We start from the raw sequence: 18,984 nt of genomic DNA on the forward strand, positions 1-18,984 counted from the left end.
ATTGTCTTCCCGGGCACAGAATTTTGATGACGTTCTTTCTGTAAGTTTAAATACCCAACTAACTAACGGCATAAAGATTAAAACGAACCTCCCTTTCCAAAATAGCGCAGCGATGCCCACTATCATGATAGAGGGGTTTGACTATAATTATGGTAAAGGTGGTCCTGTGGACCTGAAACTGACCTGGTATGTGATTTCTGATAATTTTTACAGTGCATTCGTGTCTTCCGGAGGTGTATTGGCTCCGCCTGTAACGATTGCAAATGAGAACGGTAAGGTCTCCATTTTCCTGAATTATAAGTCATATTATCTGCGCTTCCATATCCGTGCTTTTGCAAAATCCTTATCGAAGGATTCAGCTGCATATTATACCGGCTGGTCAGTTGTGGATTCAACATTGATTCCCGAAGCGACTGTAGTGACCAGTGTTCCTTATAAAAATGCTTTTGCAGGAACTATATCAATGGTTGACAGCACTTTAACTACCGGTGCAAAATTGGGTATAAATACAACGACACCCCGGGCACCCTTAGATGTAGCCAACACAAACACTGATACCGTTACTTCAATATTGGGAAGATTACCCGATGGAAATTCAAGTGGAGATGGAACCTTCCTTGGCGTGAAAGCATATAAGGCCAATACATATAATATACCCATGTTTGGTTTGATCAGCAAGTATGGGGGATCCCTGAACTGTGGGGTTATCTTTAACAGGGGACAGATAACTGGTGGTTACCTCACGTTCCTGACAAATAATGGTACGGAAAAAATGCGACTGGATTCAGGTGGTAATTTAATGATTGGTGTCAAAACTGCTGGTGCTTTTAAACTGGCGGTAGCCGGCACAATTGGTGCAAAGAAACTGACAATTACGCAGGCAGGCTGGGCAGACTATGTATTCCAGCCAGATTATAAACTTCCTGCACTGGCGGCTGTGGAGGAACATATCCATACAAATCATAAATTGCCGGATATTCCTTCTGCTCAGGAGATTGAGACGAAAGGACTGGATGTGGCAGAAATGCAGAAATTGCAAATGCAGAAGATCGAAGAATTAACCCTGTATTTGATCGAGGAACACAAGGCAAATGTGAAACTGCAGCAGGAAGTGGCGGAATTGAAGGCCCGCCTGGATAGGAAATAAGAAGAATTGCTTATATTAATACAGCGGTCCCGTATTGCGCAACTTCAATCCTCAATGCTACTGGTACCATTTCTTCCTAATCGACATCACAGCCATCATCATATTTGCAGTCCTTCAACTATGGATAATGACTACATTGCAAAAAAGCCGGTCAAAAATCCGACCGGCTTTCTACTAAACAACACTTCTTATCTCCTCTAATAACGAAGGTATACTCTCCTCAATCTCCTCCGTCAATTCCATCCCCTGCTGTTGTATACTCTCAATACTTACTACAAATAAATACAACTCCGGCATCCTGTCCAACAACTGCAAAGCACTCACCAGGTCCTTCAACCCAATATCATGTGCACTGATCTCCGGTGGAAAATCACTGGCATACTTCGGCTTGATACACCTGATCGTTCCCGGTGTCTTTCCGTCCAGCGTGGCATCTACCAATATCACCTTTTCATACTGCTCAAAAAACTCCAGCAAATGAAAACCTCCTGTTCCCCCATCCACCACATCAATTCCCGGTATCTCCTGCGAAGTCTCTAAGCGCTGCGCCACATGCACACCGATGCCTTCATCTCCCATGAGATAATTCCCAACTCCTAATAATAATGTTTTACTTTTTCTCATCTGTTAACACCCTTCTGTCAGGAGCCGTTTGTTGATCTTTCTGAAATGCTTCCTCTTCAATAAATTTCCATCCACCTACCATACTACTTGTTTCACCACGCCCTTCCACATAGTCATGATAGAATACCAGGTATACATGGATCACTACGAACAATATGAAAAACCACATGGTCCAGTGATGTACCTGTCTTACCATAATATCCCCACCCAAAATTGCAGGTACCCAGGAAAACAATTTAGGCAACCACCAGTTACTCATAGATGCATACAACCCAAACCCTGTCAGTGATTGAATCCCAAAAGCAATAAAGGTAAAAAAGTAAATAAAACCAGCCAGTGCATTATGCCCCACACTCAGGTGTTCCTTCCCCTTGAGTTGTAAGATGTCGATCTTCAACACCTGCCAGATCTCTTTAAAGAAGAATTTCCCTGTCGGGATAAACTGCTTCCAGTTAGCATACTTATTACCTACAAAGCCCCAGTATAAACGGAAAATAAAATTGAAGAAGAAAATATACGCTGCAATAAAATGGATGGCTCTCATCCATCCCATTACAAAGCGGTTCGATGCCTCCTGGTGACTACTGATCACCAATGGATTGGAAATGTAAAAGCCGGTGACAATAAGCGCCACCATTACCAATGCATTGAGCCAATGGTACAGGCGTACCGGCAATTCCCATGTATACACACGTCTGAGCCGGTGTATATGGACATATTTCTTAGCCATAAGTTCGCATTTATGCTTCTAATACACTCACCCTGTTAATATGATTACCATGTTCATCATACAGGTGCACAGCACATGCCAGGCATGGATCAAATGAATGCACGGTACGCAGTATCTCCAGCGGTTGTTTTTCATCTGCTACCGGTGTGCCCAGCAGTGCAGATTCATATGCAGACAACTGCCCTTTACTGTCGCGTGGAGATGCATTCCAGGTGGTAGGTACTACAAGCTGGTAGTTGGAGATCTTTTTATCTTCAATGTTGATCCAGTGTGCGAGCGCACCACGTGGTGCTTCGGCATGTCCTACACCAATGGCTTTCTTAGGCCAGGTATCAGGGTTGAACATGTCCATGTTCGCCATACGGGTATCTCCTTTTTTGATATTATCTACCAGTTGATAGTAGAAATCCAGTGCCCACTGAGATACCAGCGATGCTTCAAAACCTCTCGCTGCAGTACGACCTAATGTAGAAATCAAAGCAGATGCTGGAATGTCTAAAGTCTTCAACGCCCTGTCCACAACATCCTTAAACTCTTCACGGCCTCTGGCATAGCCTACCAGCACACGTGCCAGCGGACCTACTTCCATAGCATGTCCCTGCCAGCGCGGTGTTTTCAGGTAGCTGTAAGCCTGAGACATATCCAGGTGTTCAAACGGTGGCTTCGGACCAGTGTATTTAATTTTGCTTTCTCCTTTCCATGGATGTAAACCAATATCTTTTCCCCCCTTATATTCATACCAGCTATGGGTAATGAATTCCTGTACATCGCCATCGTTCCTTAAGTCAACCTCGTAGAGTTTGCTCAGGTCTTTGTTCAGGATCACACCAGGAGGAAACTTGTAGGAAGAGGCATCCCGATACCCGTTCCAGGGCAGATCACCATATACCATAAAGTTGCCCAGGCCGCCGCCAATACTACCCCATTCTTTGTAATAAGAAGCAATGGTCATCAGGTCAGGAATGTAGACCTGTTCAATGAAAGTTTTCGCCTCCTCCAGGATGCTTTTCACTAAAGACAATCGCTCTGCATTGATACCGCTTACATCATCGATACCGATAGCGCAGGCCATACCCCCCACCAGGTAATTAGGGTGTGGATTTTTACCACCGAATACGGCCTGTACTTTCACTACTTCTTTCTGCCATTCCAGTGCTTCGAGATAATGGGCCAGGCCGATCAGGTTTACTTCCGGGGGAAGCTTATAAGCAGGGTGACCCCAGTATCCATTGGAGAAAATACCCAACTGGCCGCTGTCTACAAGTTTCCTGATCCTTGCCTGCAAGTCACTGAAGTAACCCGGAGAGCTCTTCGGCCATTTGGATATTTTCTGCGCAAGAGCGGATGTCTTTTGTGGATCTGCCTTCAGGGCGTTCACAACATCTATCCAGTCCATGGCATGGAGATGATAGAAATGGACAACGTGATCATGCATAAAAGACGTGCAATACATAATATTGCGTACCAGTTCAGCGTTGGGCGGGATGGTGATATTCAAAGCGTCTTCTACGGATCTTACCGAAGTAAGTGAATGTACCGAAGTACACACCCCGCACACACGGCCTACAATAGCCCATGCATCGCGGGGATCACGGTTCCGGAGTATTTCTTCCAGCAGGCGGACCATAGTACCGCTACTGTAAGCATCTTTTATTTTGCCATTTTCTATTTCTGCTTCAATACGTAGGTGTCCTTCAATCCTTGTGACAGGATCTACGACAATTCTTTTACTCATAATGGTGGAATTTCTCAGTGATCCAATTCTTTTTCTTCTTTTTTGCCTTCATCTTCCAGCATATGGATGTTATCCTTCTTGCGGATATTGGTCATTACAGCATGGCCCAATACCCCGGCACCGGTCGCTGCAAGGGCAATGCCACCTACCACATCGGCAGTGGCTTCAATCCCAAATCCTGCAAATGCAGAAGCACGCTCATACAAGCGTCCGTTGTCCCAATAGTTTTCTTCACTACATCCTATGCATCCATGGCCGGACTGGATAGGGAAGCTGGTACCCCCGTTCCATTTCGTGACACCACAGGCATTATAAGTCACCGGACCTTTACATCCTACCTTATATAAACAATATCCTTTTTTCGCATTTTCATCATCAAAGCTTTCAACATATAAGCCTGCATCGAAGAATGGTCTGCGATAACAGGTATCATGCACACGTTTGCTATAGAAAGCTTTTGGTCTGCCCAAAGCATCCAGTTGCGGTATACGGTCAAAAGTGACCAGGTGTACGATGACACCAGCCATCACTTCGCCGATTGGCGGACAACCAGGTACCTTAATAATAGGTTTACCCTTCACGAGCTTGTGAATAGGCGTGGCAGCAGTTGGATTGGGCTTGGCCGCCTGCACACAACCATTACATGCACAACTGCCCCAGGCAATGACTGCCTTGGCACCAGCCGCGGCTTCCTCCAGGATCTGCATGGAGGTTTTACCACCAATCATGCAGTAAACACCATCGGCTTCCACAGGCACACTACCTTCCACACAAAGGATGTATTCTCCTTTATATTTATTCATGGTGTGCTGCATGGCTTCCTCGGCCTGGAAACCGGACGCAGCCATCAGGGTTTCCGTGTAATCCAGCGATATCTGGTCAAGCAGGATATCGGCTACTATAGGATGTGAGGACCGGATAAAGCTTTCGCTGCAACAGGTACATTCCTGGAAATGCAACCAGATCACCGGGATCCTGGGCTTACTGGCCATCGACTTTGCAATCTGGCCGACTGCAGACCGTTCCAACCCCATGAAAGCTGCCATCATAGTGGCAAATTTCACGAAGTCACGCCGGCTGTAGCCCTTGTTTTTCATTTCGTCGTAATACGTTAAAGGCTGGCTCATGAGCATATGTTTATCGTCATTGAAGTTACTGCAAACGGCAGGGGCCGGAGATGATAACCATCAGAAAAACGGCTGATCCTTGTTACCATTTTTGCGGCAATTCAATCTTTACTTTGAGGGTACAAAACGAGCCCAATGAAAAGATCACTAATACTCTCAATCATCTTATTGCCTTTGATGGCATCGGCACATCCCGGTCATGGAACGACCGAAGGCTTTACAATCATCCACTACTTTACCGAATGGAACCATGCTATGTTTACATGGCCGGTGATAATGCTGACTATCGGATTGGTAATAAGAGCAAAGAGGAGAACCCGGAATGCATGAATTGTCCATAGTAATGGGCATCATTGATGTAGTCACGGAATATGCAAACGGAGCTCCCGTCAAAGAGGTAACACTGGATCTTGGTTGCCTCACGACGATCGAGATGTTTGCTTTTGATATGGCATGGAAACAGGCCGTCAAAGGTACCTTACTCGAAAAAGCTACGCTGGACATAAACCGGATAGAAGGGAGGGCTGTGTGCCTGGAATGTGGAGAAGAATTTACCATTGCAGAAGTCTATGATGCCTGTACCAGGTGCGGAAGCCACCTGTTACATATTACGAAGGGCAAGGAGTTGAAGGTACGTTCATTGATCATTTTTTAAATTGAAAGTTATGTGCGCTACTTGTGGATGCGATACACATACTCATACACATTCTCATACTCATACTCATGATCACAATGAGAAACATATAGCTGTAGAGAAAGATGTTTTATATGAGAATAATTTATTAGCGGCAAGGAATCGTGGTTTTTTCGATGCAAAGAATATTCTCGCGATCAATCTGGTCAGCTCACCGGGTTCAGGGAAAACGACATTATTAGAAAGGACATTAACAGACCTGAAGGAAGCGGTGAATTTCAGCGTAATTGAAGGGGATCAACAGACTACCCGTGATGCTGACCGGATACATGCCACTGGTACAAAAGTAGTTCAGATCAATACAGGAAAAGGCTGTCACCTGGATGCTCATATGGTGATGCACGCCTTGCAGGGAATGCATCCACACGAAAATGGCATATTGTTCATAGAGAATGTAGGCAACCTGGTTTGCCCTGCAATGTTCGATCTGGGAGAGAAACAAAGAGTTGTAGTGATGAGTGTGACCGAGGGAGATGACAAACCGTTGAAATATCCGGACATGTTCCACACCTCTCATCTATGCATCATAAACAAAATAGATTTATTGCCCTATGTCCCTTTTTCTCTTGACAAGGCAATTGCGAATGCAAAGCGGATTAATCCAAAACTGGAAGTTATTACGCTAAGTTGTACTTCAGGAGAGGGACTGGATAAATGGTATCAATGGCTGGAATCAAAAAAATCGTGAACTCGTATCATATCCATATCAGCGGTCGTGTACAGGGAGTTGGCTTCCGACCATTCGTGGCCCGGGTAGCAAAAGACCTGCATATACTGGGTGCGGTAAGCAATAGTCCGGATGGGGTCCATATTGCATTTAACGCCTCGGCAGGAGAAGCAGCTCAATTTTATAACACTATTATTTCGCAACCTCCCGTACATGCCCTGATTACCCATCACCATATGCGACCAGCGCCATTGTTTCCCTTTACCTCCTTCACGATTTTACCTGGTACTGCTGCTTCAGCGACCAGCCTTTTACTCACGCCGGATATCGCGCTTTGCGATACCTGCAGGAAGGAAATTACAAATAGTTCCAACCGGCGTTATCAGTATGCTTTTACTACCTGTACGAATTGTGGGCCACGGTATTCTATTATGCGTGCATTGCCTTATGAGCGTGAGCATACCAGTATGTCGCACTTACAGCAGTGCCCCGAATGTTATGAGGAATACCTGGATAGTGCCGACAGGCGTTTCCATAGTGAAACGAATTCCTGCCCTGAGTGCGGTGTGCCGGTGTATGGCCCATCCTTGCAGGAAGTAGACGATTGTTTGCGTAAAGGAGGCATCGTGGCGGTGAAAGGAATAGGTGGCTACCTGTTATTGTGCGATGTGTCGCAATCGTCGGCTATGCGTGCAAAGAAAAACAGACCACAGAAACCTTTTGCAGTATTATATCCAACGCTTGAACAGGCTGCAGAAGATGTATACCTCACTGCGCAGGAGTCGCTGGAATTATTAGGCCCTGTTGCACCAGTAGTGTTATGTAAACTGAAAAAGCCTGCTGAAGGCTTAGCGCCGGGACTTGACAGATTAGGTGTATTATTGCCTTATTCACCTTTATTACAACTCATTTCATCGAAGTATGGAGGACCATTAATTTGCACAAGTGCTAATGGGAATGGTGTGCCTATTATTTATAAAGATGAAGATGCAGTAGGTATTGCCGACCTGGTAGTGAGCTTCGACAGGGAAATCATCTTTCCACAGGATGATAGTGTCATCTGTTTTACATCGAAAGGAAGACGCATTATCTTAAGAGGTGGCCGGGGATTAGCACCTGTCTATCTCCATAAGCATAGCAGAGATGGCGTATTGGCCATGGGTGCGGAATTGAAGAGCACATTTGCACTGACAGGCGAAGACTACTGGCTGGTAAGCCAATACCTGGGCAGCCACGGTACCCTGGAAACCGAAGAACGATTCGAAGACACCTTAAAGAATTTATTACAACTATTACATAAACGACCAGTACAAATCCTGACGGATATGCACCCAGGCTATTTCGTTTCCAAACTGGGAAAACAAATGGCCAAGCTATCCGGCGCTACACTGACGACTATACAGCATCACAAAGCGCATTTTGGAGCTGTACTGGCAGAAAATAACCTGTTACAGCAACGGCATCCTGTGTTGGGCATTATATGGGATGGTGCCGGTTATGGTGAAGATGAACAGATTTGGGGTGGGGAAGTTTTTGTATATAAAGAAGGTCAGATGAAGCGGGTGGCACACCTTGATTATTTTCCTCAGTTAATGGGAGACAAAATGAACAAAGAACCACGGTTGTCGGCATTGGCTTTATTGCAAAACTTCCCCGGGCGGCACGGCATAATCAGGCATTATTTTAATGACCAGGAATGGCGGTATTATCATCAGTTGCTACACGGGCATATCCCACTGAAGACAAGTAGTATGGGGCGCCTGCTGGATGGTGTGGCAGCCATACTGGGAGTAGCAGGCTTCAATACTTACGAAGGGGAAGCCGTGATGAAGATGGAAGCAGGTATTGGTGATATAGTCACACATACTTATTACGATATGCCAATCCACGGGGATGTGATCATGTGGAAACCCCTGATCCTGGGTGTAATTGCTGATGTGGAAAGAGGAATGGATAAACGGGAAATCGCTTACAAGGTATATTATTCACTCGCTCACCTGGTGACTAAATTGAAGCTCCACTTTAAGACAGAAAAGGTAGCATTTAGTGGCGGCGTATTTCAGAGCCCATTGCTGGCAGGCATGATGCAGGGACACTTCCACAGAATGCTGAGCCCGAATGATGAATGTATTGCAGCTGGTCAACTGGCTTGCTTTAGTATACAAAACGATTAATTATGTGTCTGGCTATACCAGGAAAAGTCATTGCCATCCATGAAGGAGAAGATGTATTGTTCAGAAAGGGCAAGGTCTCCTTCAGCGGCATTACAAGAGAAGTGAGTTTGTGTATGGTGCCGGAAGCAGCACTGGGCGATTATGTGCTGGTGCATGTAGGCGTGGCGATAGGCATAGTGAATGAGGAGGAGGCGAAACAAATCTTCTCGTACCTTGAACAAATGGGTGATCTGGAGGAACTGTTATGAAATACATCAGTGAATACCGCGATCCACAGCTGGTAAAAAAATATCTGCATGAATTGTACCGTGTCACGACACGGCCCTGGACCCTGATGGAAATTTGCGGAGGACAAACACATAGTTTGGTGAAGAATGGCCTGCTGGATATGCTGCCACCGCAGATTAACATGGTGCATGGTCCCGGTTGTCCGGTATGCGTGACGAGTGTAAGTGTGCTGGACGAAGCTTTGTGGCTGGCGCAGCAGCCGGATGTGATCTTTTGTTCATTTGGTGATATGCTGCGGGTGCCGGGATCATCACAGAGCCTGCTGCATGCAAAGGCTGCGGGGGCGGATGTCAGGATCCTGTATTCTCCCCTGGAAGCAGTACAGTTAGCGATTGATAATCCAACTAAAGAAGTCGTATTTTTTGCAGTCGGTTTCGAAACAACCGCACCGGCAAATGCCCTGTCAGTAGTGCAGGCAGCGGCACGTGGTGTATCTAATTATAGTATCCTCGCTTCGCATGTATTGGTACCTCCCGCCATGGAGGCGATTTTAGGTGACCCGGACAATGTGATAGACGGATTCCTGGCAGCAGGCCATGTGTGTACGATCATGGGGACTACGGAGTATGATCCGATTGCATTGAAGTACAAAGTACCTATAGTTGTGACAGGCTTCGAGCCGGCTGATTTATTGCAGGGGATCCTGATGACGGTATCCCAGCTGGAGAAAGGGACCTACAGGGTAGAAAATCAGTATGCACGCATGGTAGCAAGAGAGGGAAATGCTATGGCGATGAAGGCAATCCATGAAGTGTTCGATGTAAGCAATAGAATGTGGAGGGGCATAGGCACTATCCCCGATAGCGGTTACGAGGTGAAGGATGCTTACAAACAGTATAACGCAAGGTTAAAATTTAATATACACTTACCTGTTAGAGAGGAAGACCCTGATTGTATTAGTGGTGATATAATGCGGGGACATAAGAAACCGGTGCAATGCCCTGCCTTTGGAGGCAGATGCAGACCAGAGCATCCCTTGGGAGCGCCGATGGTGAGCAGTGAAGGCGCATGTGCCGCATATTACCAATATAAAAGTTCCGTATGAATGTAAATTGTCCTTTACCGGTTAATGGGGTTCCCGGCATCATCACTTTAGGTCATGGTAGTGGTGGACTGATGACACATCAGTTGTTGCAGACAGAGGTGTTTGATTTATTGCAGAATGACTGGCTGGATCAGCAGCATGATGGGGCTACTTTTTCATTGAATGGGAAGGTGGCTTTCAGTACGGATAGTTATGTAGTGTCTCCACTGTTTTTCCCGGGGGGGAATATCGGCGATCTGGCAATAAATGGTACGGTCAATGACCTGGCCATGTGCGGGGCAATGGCCAGGTACCTGTCATTGTCATTTATTATTGAGGAAGGATTGGAATTGTCTCTTTTCAGGGAAGTGTTGAAGCATATTAAAGCAGCCGCCCAGGCGGCTGGTGTGGCGATCGTGACGGGAGATACAAAGGTGGTGGAGAGAGGTAAGGGAGACCAGTTGTTTATCAATACATCAGGGATCGGGCATATCCATCCGCGGGCAGCAATTCATCATAACAGGATTGTGCCGGGCGATGTGGTGATTGTGAGTGGAGAGATTGCGGCCCATGGCATGGCGATCATGAGTGTGAGAAAGGGACTGGAGTTTGAAACGGAGGTTTGTAGTGATACGCGGCCATTGCATGAGATGGTGGGGAAGTTGCTGGATTGTTTTGGTGAGCAGGTAAAATTTTTGAGGGATCCGACAAGAGGAGGATTGGCTTCAGTATTGAATGAAATGACGGAGGCAACAAAATTAGGCGTGATGATGAATGAGGTGAGTTTGCCTTTGAATGAACAGGTAGCGGCGGCATGTGAGATGTTGGGATTAGATCCTTTATATGTGGCGAATGAGGGCATTATGGTGGCGGTCGTTAGTGCTTCAGTAGCACCTTCAGTATTAGGCGCATTGAGAGGCATGAAGGGGGGAGAACAGGCAGCGATCATTGGTACGGTGACAAAGGAGCATGCAGGGAAGGTGGTACTGGAGAGCCGGATTGGAGGGCATAGAGTAGTCAATTTCCTGCCTGGTGAGCAGTTGCCCAGAATTTGTTAAGATTGTTTATTTAGCTGATACAATTGTGGCGAAATGCTGGCGGGAACAACTATCGATGGTGCTGATGTTTTTGTTTAATTGGTTTTGCTTTTTGCGGCTGACTTTATTGTTAGCTTTTGCCGGGGCCTTTTGGGGCCCTTTGTTTTTTTTATACCCCTGTTAGCTTCAGGGAACGATAATTGCTATTTCTCCTCAGCCGAACACTAAGAACCTGTTTTGACCGTTTAGAGCTATTTTTTGCCCCAAACCGGTTATTTTATCCGGAAATTGTAGCTGAACTTTGTAGTATCAAAAAACGAAAATTCTATGAAGAAGATAGCCATTGTAGGCGGAGGCCCCGGAGGCCTGACATTAGCCCGCCTTTTGCAGGTAAAAGGGTTTCCATCGGTAACAGTATTTGATAGAGACTTAAACAAGGATGCCCGTGTACAGGGTGCTACCCTGGACCTGCATGAGGAATCTGGTTTAGCAGCATTACAGGAAGCCCTGCTCATGGAGCCATTTATGGCCAATTATCGTCCTGGAGCTGATAAGATCAGGATAATGGACAAGGATGCGAATATCCTGGCGGATGAGCATGCAGGAGAGAAGGATGAGAGCAGACCGGAGATAGACCGGGGGCCCTTGCGAAAAATCCTGCTGGACTCACTGGCGGAGGACACAGTGGTATGGGATAGCCAGTTTGCCGGGATGGAGAAAAGTGGAGAGGGCTGGTTACTGCGTTTTAAAAATGGTACATCTGCCTATGCGGATGTAGTGGTGGGTGCTGATGGAGCAAATTCAAAGATAAGGCCGTTTATCACCCCAATCAGGCCCTTTTTTGTAGGGATGACAGTGTTGGAAGGAAGTGTGTATGATGCGGAGAATTTGGTGCCTGAAATGTTTAAATTGGTGAAGGGGGGTAAGTTGTTCATCTTTGGGGATAGTAAGACGCTGATTGTAAGTGCAAAGGGAGATGGGACCCTGTCATTCTACGCAGGATTTAAATCTGCTGCGGATTGGGCCCTGAAAGGTGATGTATTGGACTGGTACAGGACTGAGTTTAAAGGATGGGCACCAGTATATGAAACTTTGTTTGCGAATGCAACGGCTGGAATGATTACAAGGCCGCAGTATTGTATGCCCCTGGACCAGGATTGGGAGGCATTGCCAAATGTGACGATGTTGGGGGATGCGGCGCATCTGATGCCGCCATATGCTGGAGAAGGGGTGAATATGGCGATGTTGGATGCCCTGGAGCTGAGCCGTAGTCTGGCTAAGAATAATGATGTACATGTGGCGATTGCGGAGTATGAGGCGCAGATGAGGAAGACGGCATCAGCAATGGCAGCGATGACGCTGAAACAGACGGAGGTATTACATAGTCCGGAGGCAATCAGCAGTATGATGGAGATAATGGGGCAGGCCTGATGTTATAAATTTATTTTTTTCAAAACAAGACTCCAGAAGCTCTCCTGATTTTCGATAGCACTGGGGTCTTCTTCTTTTATATAATTTTCCAGTTGCTGTGGAGAATGTTTGTAATAGTAGAGCAGGGTGAGGAAAGACTGGATATCTTTATTAATATATACTGCTTCATTATTATCAATATTGTACACCGCACCAGTGTGCTCTTCCAGGCCAATGGGATGAACGATTTCCCATTGATAAGCAATAGGCAGGAATTTCCTGTTTTGAATGACTACCGGGGCTGCTTCTCCCAAAAAACGAACGTCCAGGGCAAGCTGATGGCTATCGGGTAAACCGGTATCGGTTAACCATATTTTTGTTTCAGCTGGCAGGGCTATATCCGCAAGGTGACTTTCTGTGAATACATGAGCACCTGTGGAATAAAGTTCCTGTAGTTGTTCAATGGTAAGCATGGTGGGTGTTTTAATGAATTTAAAAAGTAGCAATAGTTAAGCCGGATTTTAACGCTTCCACTTTTTTTGAACCATGAACTGTGCTATCCAGATGGGCAATAACAAAAAAACAGGCAATGTGCTACTGGTCTCAGTAGGATAACGTAGCTGCACAAGAATAACAGGGAGTACAAACAATGCACTTAATATCCAATTGACATCGATAGCCCATTTTTTCCCCAGCCACAATAAAAAAGGTACAGTAAAAATGACCAGGCCCATCGCCACTATATAGTAGTATTCAACATAGAAATAAAATTTACGACGGGGATTTAAATCCAGTGACACCCCGAAATTCTGGAGGATGTAATAGATATAATAAATAATACCTGTTGAAATAAGAAGGCCTGAAATCATCGCTATCCAGCAATATATTTTTGCCCAAACAGGAAGAAGGTGGCGGCGATGCCTGATAAGATCGGCTCCAAAGTTGTCTTCAAATATCGTTGCTTGCTCCATAGGAATAAATATAACCATATAAATTGAACCTATGACCAGGATGAAACTTTTTGAACACTCGTCATCAGCAAGCTGAATAGTTTTAATCGCCAACTCCGTTTACAAAAATTAAAGAAGATCTAAAATGTGCAGATAAGAATACCTTTCTTTCCGCATAGTTCCCGAATTTACCCAAATCTCCTGTTCACACCGCTGTTCATTTTGTTCATTTTCTCCCTAAATAATCCCCCTCTCAAAACAAAAACGCCCCGCTAAAAACGGAGCGCTCAACTTCAATTTAAAACAACATAATCTCACTTCCCCACCCAACTAAACGGATTCCCATTTATAAAAAACACTCTCCCTCCCTTCACAGCCCCAAACCACACCGCATAATCCTCCGCCGTCCCCTCTATCCTCATTAAAACGGCAGTGCAGAAAAAACTGATCTAAGAGGGACGAATAATCTTTACTTTCACCTGGTGCTTTTCCGCTTCTGCTACCATGCTGGCAGTGCCTCCTTTTGCTGCATTTCTTATTTCATTCCATACCACCATAAGTGTCATATGCGCATAGCCATTCACCATAGCTTCTTTTAGCATCCACTCATTCACCTGGTAATAGGCATTCTCATTTCCCCCGCTTGTTTCTATTATATGAACAGGCAGCTTGTAAAGTAACTTATCAAAACGTTCTTCCCAGTTCTTGCCCGCAAATGATACAGATCCCTTTTTAAATATAGCAGGTACAAAAGGTAGGTACATCTCCGCAGGAATACCCAGTTCAAGACAGGTTTCCAAAAAGAGAATATCACCACCACAGGCACCTGATGCAATACCTCTGACAGGTTGGGCAATCTCCTTCAGGTAATCCCGTATTGCTGTCTTCACTTTCAGTTCATTTGCTGCAGGAAATCTGGGGTTCGGGCTCCGGTCAGGGCCATCGATCATGTGGCCGGAAAATAATATGCTATGCATCATAGCTCACAAAGATAAACTTATTTCCGCTGCCTTGCCACCATCAGCCCGATCCCCGTCATCATCACCACGCCCGCTCCCAGCAACCAATATGGCACCATCGGTGTCCCGCTCCCAAAAAAGTATGCCATCACACACTGCACCATCAGGATCACCTCATTGCCTATCACCCCGGTTATAAAAATTCCAAGCCCCACTTTATCCACCTTCAGCAACTTATTCAGGATCAAAAAGCCTATAATTAAAAAACTCACAAACCCAAGCACCACCAAATGCAGATACCCTATCACCACCGGCCTGAACCCATACGCAAACCTTCCCAGGGGAGTCACCAGGGTCAATACCTGCAATACAATTTTAATAATAAAGGCAGCGGAAGCCAACACCCACAACACATGTAAATGCTTAATCACCGGCACCGCCAATATCAAAAATACCAAGGCCGCCAGTTGTATCATGCCCGCTGCCCCTGCAATCATATATACCCATCCGGGAGGATGCGCCCATAAGGTAGACATACAATATGCCGGCACACATGCAATCCCCATCAAAATCACAAAGACCTTACTAAAATTCGGTGCCAGGTAAATATGAAACCGCGGTGCTGCCCAAAAGAACAGGGCCATTACCCCAAACGTAAACCAGCCGTTATACTGAAAATGTAAATAGAAATAAATCGCATTATTGTACAGTACCATATTTCCCTTCCCCATAGCCAGCATAAACGGTCCCGCACTGGAAATCACCAGGAATGCTATCGCAAGCTGCAAACAGGACTTTACCAAAGGAGGAAAACTCAGTAAACGAATATCCTTCAAATATGAACACGCAAACCAATAACTAAACACCACCGATAGCGCGGAAAATGCAATTGACACCGGCCCATACCCCTGTATTGCAAAACTGATCAGCATACCAAAACCCGCTACCTGGTTCAGCCAGAACTGGTATACATACGTCTTCCTGAACGGAATCAGATACACAAAACAGGTAAACAATATCGTTGTCACCCAACCTGAGAATGCGAAATGAGAATGTGCATGCAACAGGTATTTATAATCCGGCACAGGCAGGGAAAACGCTCCCTTGTACCTCAGTATTACACCAAGTACAGAAACGATCAATAAATTCACGAGGGACAAATACGCCCATTTCTTAATGGTATCAAACATACACCTTCCCTTTATTTACCAACAGATCACCTTTCTTATACATCGTTCTGATAGTACGGATCACCGTCTCCACCCTCAATCCCGTCATATCTGCAATCTGCTGCCTGGTCAGCGTAACCCGCAAACGCCCATGCAGTTGTTCCGGCACCGTATACCGCTTCAGCACGCCTCTTATCAGCACAGCCGGTTCACTGCAGGTCATCTCCCTGGAGAGGATCGACTTTTGCCGCAGTCGCTTTGCCAGCAGAGAAGTAAATGCAAAATGAATGTCCGGGTTCTCTTTTAATAATCGAATGAAGGTCGGCTTAGGCAGTCGCAGGATCTTACTGTCGCTATCAGCTACAGCAGCAGCAGGATACTCCCCGCCTGTGAAAAGCGGTGGCTCCCCGAAGGATTCCCCTGATCCAAAGATCCCCTGTATAAATTCCTTTCCGTTAGCCCCGGTATTCACCATCCGGACTTCCCCGGATTCAATCTGGTAATAAAAGTGCGCTTCTTCCCCCTCGGTAAAGATAACCCGGCCTTTTTCCGCTGTCAGGCAGATGGCCCCCCATTCTCGCAGCAGGTCGGTGTGGATAATCATTGTGTACGATTTGTTGGATATACTCAAAGCTACCCCGACACGTCATGCCGATAAATGATCTCCGGCAGGTTTCCGGGTGATTAATATCAAGACCGTTTTTATGATTTGGATCATATCTAAGGAGCTATAACTGGCGTAATGTTGTGTTCAGGAATTGTCAGAAAACAATCTTTAATAAATGAAAAAGTATGTTTACACAGCAGTGCTACTGGGACTCACCTGGGCCTGCTCAAACAACAGCCAACCTTCTAAGGAGAACTCGTCGGCACCTGTAGCTGAAGACAATAGTCTCCAGAGTTCCACGTCTGCATCTTCTGCAGCATACGATTCCATCAAAGGAGCGGGGAAGTACACTAATGTAGCGCTGAGCGCCACATTGGATCAGAAAATGATTGCAGGCGGAAAAACTGTGTATGAAGTAAAATGCGCAGCCTGCCATAAGCTAAGCGATGAAAAGCTGGTGGGACCCGGCTGGAAAGGTGTTACGAAGAAGAAATCCGCTGAATGGATTATGAACTTCGTAAGCAATACAGATGAGATGATCGACAAAGATCCGCACGCACAGGCAATGCTGGCAGTTTGCATGGTTCGCATGCCTAATCAGCACCTGAGCGATGAGGAAACAAGAGACGTATTGGAATTTATGCGTAACAATGATTCATCTAAATAACAATTCTATGCGCTTATGTTCAATAGCGGTGCTCCTCGTAGCATTCGCATCCTGTAAACCCCGCAATGAAGCCGGTGCCATTACTGCTGGTGCGGCTGAAAAGGTTTACGTAGCACCGGGTAAATACGACGAGTTTTACAACTTCGTATCCGGTGGCTTTAATGGTCAGGTGTCTGTTTATGGTATTCCTTCAGGCCGATTGCTGAAAATCATCCCTGTATTCTCCGTAATGCCTGAAAATGGCTATGGTTACAGCGAAGAAACCAAACCTATGCTTGAAACATCTCACGGTTCCCTGCCATGGGATGACCAACACCACCTGGAACTGTCTCAGAAAGATGGTACACCCGATGGCCGCTGGCTCTTCGCAAATGCTAACAACACGCCAAGGGTAGCACGTATCAACCTCGCTACTTTCAAAACTGAAGAGATCCTCGAACTGCCTAACAGCGCCGGTAACCACTCTTCACCTTTCTGTACAGAAAATACAGAATATGTAGTAGCCGGTACACGCTTCAGCGTACCTATTGGCGACAACCAGGACGTACCTATCGCCGATTACAAAAAATCATTCAATGGCACCATCAGCTTTATCAAAATTGACAGTAGCAATGGTCGTATGTCCCTGGCTTTCCAGTTGCTGACCCCTGCCATCAACTTTGACCTGAGCCATGCCGGTAAAGGTAAGAGCCATGACTGGTTTTTCTTCTCCTGCTACAATGTAGAACAGGCACACACCCTGCTTGAAGTAAACGCTTCTCAGCGTGATAAAGACTTCATCATGGCTGTAAACTGGAAAAAAGCAGAAGAATACATCCGCAATAACAAAGGCACCCTGAAAAACTCCCGTTATGCACACAACGTGTATAATGAAACTACGCATAGTGCCACTTCTACCATCGAAAACAAGGTGCTGACACTGGATCCTTCCCAGCTGAAAGATTTCGTGTACTTCATTCCTTGTCCTAAATCTCCACACGGTGTTGATATCGACCCAACTGGTGAATATATCGTAGGTAGCGGTAAACTGGCTGCGCTGATCCCGGTATTTTCTTTCGACAAGCTGATGGCTGCAATCGAAAAGAAAGATTTCGACGGCGACTACCAGGGCATCCCTGTTGTTAAATACGAATCCGCCCTGTACGGCGAAGTACAGAAACCCGGCCTTGGCCCCTTACACACTGAATTCGACGGGAAAGGGAATGCTTATACCTCCTTCTTCGTTTCTTCAGAAGTAGTTAAATGGAACATCAAAGACCTGAAAGTACTCGACCGGAAACCTACTTATTACTCCGTAGGTCACCTGTGTATTCCTGGCGGCGACACCAAAAAACCTTTCGGTAAATACCTGATCGCATATAATAAAATCACGAAAGACCGCTATCTGCCTACGGGTCCTGAGCTGGCTCAAAGTGCCCAGCTGTACGACATCTCAGGCGATAAGATGGAGCTGATCCTGGACTTCCCGACCGTGGGTGAACCTCACTACGCACAGGCGCTTCCTGCTGAACTGATTAAGAATAACTCTGTGAAGTATTTCAAAATCGACGAAAACAAACATCCTTATGTAACGAGGGGTGAAAAAGAAGCAAAAGTAGTACGTGAAGGCAACAAGGTACATGTGTATATCACAGCTATCCGCTCCCACTTTACACCTGATAACATCGAAGGTGTTCGCGTAGGCGATGAAGTATACTTCCATGTTACTAACCTGGAACAGGATTGGGACATCCCTCACGGCTTTGCTGTGAAAGGTGCTGCTAACGCAGAAATCCTGATCATGCCTGGCGAAACCTGCACATTGAAGTGGGTGCCTGATGCTGAGGGCGTTTTCCCGATCTACTGTACTGACTTCTGTAGCGCACTGCACCAGGAAATGCAGGGTTATGTAAGAGTATCCAAAGCAGGTGCAAACACCCCGCTGAAATATGGTACTAACCTGCCTGATAGCGCAGTAGCGAAAAACTAAACTGAT

General features: G+C 46.0%; 20 protein-coding genes. 11 read left to right on the forward strand and 9 right to left on the reverse strand.

The annotated features are described in order from the left end of the window. Positions 1 to 112 precede the first annotated feature (112 nt). Positions 113 to 1,147 carry a hypothetical protein gene (locus DXN04_RS05565; RefSeq protein ID WP_147319844.1) on the forward strand — a complete coding sequence of 345 codons (1,035 nt, stop codon included), beginning with the start codon at positions 113 to 115 and terminating at the stop codon, positions 1,145 to 1,147. 174 nt (positions 1,148 to 1,321) lie between these two features. On the opposite strand, the gene DXN04_RS05570 is transcribed toward DXN04_RS05565, so the two are convergent. Genes DXN04_RS05570 through DXN04_RS05585 form a run of 4 tightly spaced genes read right to left on the reverse strand, consistent with a single transcriptional unit; the run spans position 1,322 to position 5,363 of the window. Further along, positions 1,322 to 1,771, reverse strand: a complete 450-nt coding sequence (locus DXN04_RS05570; protein WP_116852288.1) for a hydrogenase maturation protease — start codon at positions 1,769 to 1,771, stop codon at positions 1,322 to 1,324. Continuing rightward, positions 1,758 to 2,501, reverse strand: coding sequence for a Ni/Fe-hydrogenase, b-type cytochrome subunit (cybH, locus tag DXN04_RS05575; protein ID WP_116852289.1), 744 nt, complete (start codon positions 2,499 to 2,501; stop codon positions 1,758 to 1,760). Before cybH ends, DXN04_RS05570 begins: the two co-directional genes overlap by 14 nt. 10 nt (positions 2,502 to 2,511) lie before the next feature. Next, positions 2,512 to 4,236 carry a nickel-dependent hydrogenase large subunit gene (locus tag DXN04_RS05580; protein WP_116852290.1) on the reverse strand — a complete coding sequence of 575 codons (1,725 nt, stop codon included), beginning with the start codon at positions 4,234 to 4,236 and terminating at the stop codon, positions 2,512 to 2,514. Positions 4,237 to 4,250: 14 nt separating this feature from the next. Next, entirely contained in the window at positions 4,251 to 5,363 is a 1,113-nt protein-coding gene (locus tag DXN04_RS05585; RefSeq protein WP_147319845.1) for a hydrogenase small subunit, read from the reverse strand. A gap of 135 nt (positions 5,364 to 5,498) precedes the next feature. Between DXN04_RS05585 and DXN04_RS34515 the strand changes: the two genes are divergently transcribed. The 8 genes from DXN04_RS34515 to DXN04_RS05620 all read left to right on the forward strand — a co-directional run bounded on the left by DXN04_RS34515 (position 5,499) and on the right by DXN04_RS05620 (position 12,678). After that, positions 5,499 to 5,693, forward strand: coding sequence for a hypothetical protein (locus DXN04_RS34515; protein ID WP_147319846.1), 195 nt, complete (start codon positions 5,499 to 5,501; stop codon positions 5,691 to 5,693). Beyond that, entirely contained in the window at positions 5,686 to 6,018 is a 333-nt protein-coding gene (locus DXN04_RS05590; RefSeq protein ID WP_116852292.1) for a hydrogenase maturation nickel metallochaperone HypA/HybF, read from the forward strand. Before DXN04_RS34515 ends, DXN04_RS05590 begins: the two co-directional genes overlap by 8 nt. Positions 6,019 to 6,028: 10 nt before the next feature. Beyond that, a complete protein-coding gene (hypB, locus tag DXN04_RS05595; RefSeq protein ID WP_116852442.1) occupies positions 6,029 to 6,745 on the forward strand; it encodes a hydrogenase nickel incorporation protein HypB in 717 nt (238 codons plus the stop codon). Beyond that, positions 6,721 to 8,898, forward strand: coding sequence for a carbamoyltransferase HypF (gene hypF / locus DXN04_RS05600; RefSeq protein ID WP_158568862.1), 2,178 nt, complete (start codon positions 6,721 to 6,723; stop codon positions 8,896 to 8,898). Before hypB ends, hypF begins: the two co-directional genes overlap by 25 nt. 2 nt (positions 8,899 to 8,900) lie before the next feature. After that, on the forward strand, positions 8,901 to 9,146 hold the full coding sequence (locus DXN04_RS05605) for a HypC/HybG/HupF family hydrogenase formation chaperone (RefSeq protein ID WP_116852294.1): 246 nt from the start codon (positions 8,901 to 8,903) through the stop codon (positions 9,144 to 9,146). Further along, the gene (gene hypD, locus DXN04_RS05610) at positions 9,143 to 10,231 is read left to right on the forward strand and encodes a hydrogenase formation protein HypD (protein WP_116852295.1); all 1,089 of its coding nucleotides are present in this window, start codon (positions 9,143 to 9,145) and stop codon (positions 10,229 to 10,231) included. The genes DXN04_RS05605 and hypD overlap by 4 nt, the downstream gene beginning before the upstream one ends. Beyond that, complete coding sequence (hypE, locus tag DXN04_RS05615; protein ID WP_116852296.1) at positions 10,228 to 11,268, forward strand: hydrogenase expression/formation protein HypE; 1,041 nt, start codon at positions 10,228 to 10,230, stop codon at positions 11,266 to 11,268. The genes hypD and hypE overlap by 4 nt, the downstream gene beginning before the upstream one ends. 306 nt (positions 11,269 to 11,574) lie before the next feature. Further along, positions 11,575 to 12,678 (forward strand): FAD-dependent oxidoreductase, encoded by a 1,104-nt coding sequence (locus tag DXN04_RS05620; protein ID WP_116852297.1) that lies wholly within the window; start codon positions 11,575 to 11,577, stop codon positions 12,676 to 12,678. A gap of 2 nt (positions 12,679 to 12,680) precedes the next feature. Here the strand turns inward: DXN04_RS05620 and DXN04_RS05625 are convergent, their stop codons facing one another. The 5 genes from DXN04_RS05625 to DXN04_RS05645 form a co-directional block, all read right to left on the reverse strand. Then, positions 12,681 to 13,130, reverse strand: a complete 450-nt coding sequence (locus DXN04_RS05625) for an SUKH-4 family immunity protein (RefSeq protein ID WP_116852298.1) — start codon at positions 13,128 to 13,130, stop codon at positions 12,681 to 12,683. Positions 13,131 to 13,178: 48 nt separating this feature from the next. Then, complete coding sequence (locus tag DXN04_RS05630) at positions 13,179 to 13,721, reverse strand: hypothetical protein (RefSeq protein WP_116852299.1); 543 nt, start codon at positions 13,719 to 13,721, stop codon at positions 13,179 to 13,181. Positions 13,722 to 14,056: 335 nt separating this feature from the next. Continuing rightward, a complete protein-coding gene (locus DXN04_RS05635; protein ID WP_116852300.1) occupies positions 14,057 to 14,587 on the reverse strand; it encodes a hypothetical protein in 531 nt (176 codons plus the stop codon). A 17-nt stretch (positions 14,588 to 14,604) separates the two neighbouring features. Continuing rightward, positions 14,605 to 15,756 carry a hypothetical protein gene (locus DXN04_RS05640; protein ID WP_116852301.1) on the reverse strand — a complete coding sequence of 384 codons (1,152 nt, stop codon included), beginning with the start codon at positions 15,754 to 15,756 and terminating at the stop codon, positions 14,605 to 14,607. Continuing rightward, the gene (locus tag DXN04_RS05645; protein ID WP_116852302.1) at positions 15,749 to 16,339 is read right to left on the reverse strand and encodes a Crp/Fnr family transcriptional regulator; all 591 of its coding nucleotides are present in this window, start codon (positions 16,337 to 16,339) and stop codon (positions 15,749 to 15,751) included. Before DXN04_RS05645 ends, DXN04_RS05640 begins: the two co-directional genes overlap by 8 nt. Positions 16,340 to 16,517: 178 nt before the next feature. On the opposite strand from DXN04_RS05645, the gene DXN04_RS05650 reads away from it, so the two are divergent. Both DXN04_RS05650 and nosZ read left to right on the forward strand, forming a co-directional pair. Next, entirely contained in the window at positions 16,518 to 17,009 is a 492-nt protein-coding gene (locus tag DXN04_RS05650) for a c-type cytochrome (protein ID WP_116852303.1), read from the forward strand. Positions 17,010 to 17,016: 7 nt separating this feature from the next. Next, a complete protein-coding gene (gene nosZ / locus DXN04_RS05655; protein WP_233525519.1) occupies positions 17,017 to 18,978 on the forward strand; it encodes a Sec-dependent nitrous-oxide reductase in 1,962 nt (653 codons plus the stop codon). Positions 18,979 to 18,984 lie beyond the last annotated feature (6 nt).

Source organism: Chitinophaga silvisoli (genome assembly GCF_003412465.1).
In the GTDB taxonomy this organism is placed as follows: Bacteria; Bacteroidota; Bacteroidia; order Chitinophagales; family Chitinophagaceae; genus Chitinophaga; species Chitinophaga silvisoli.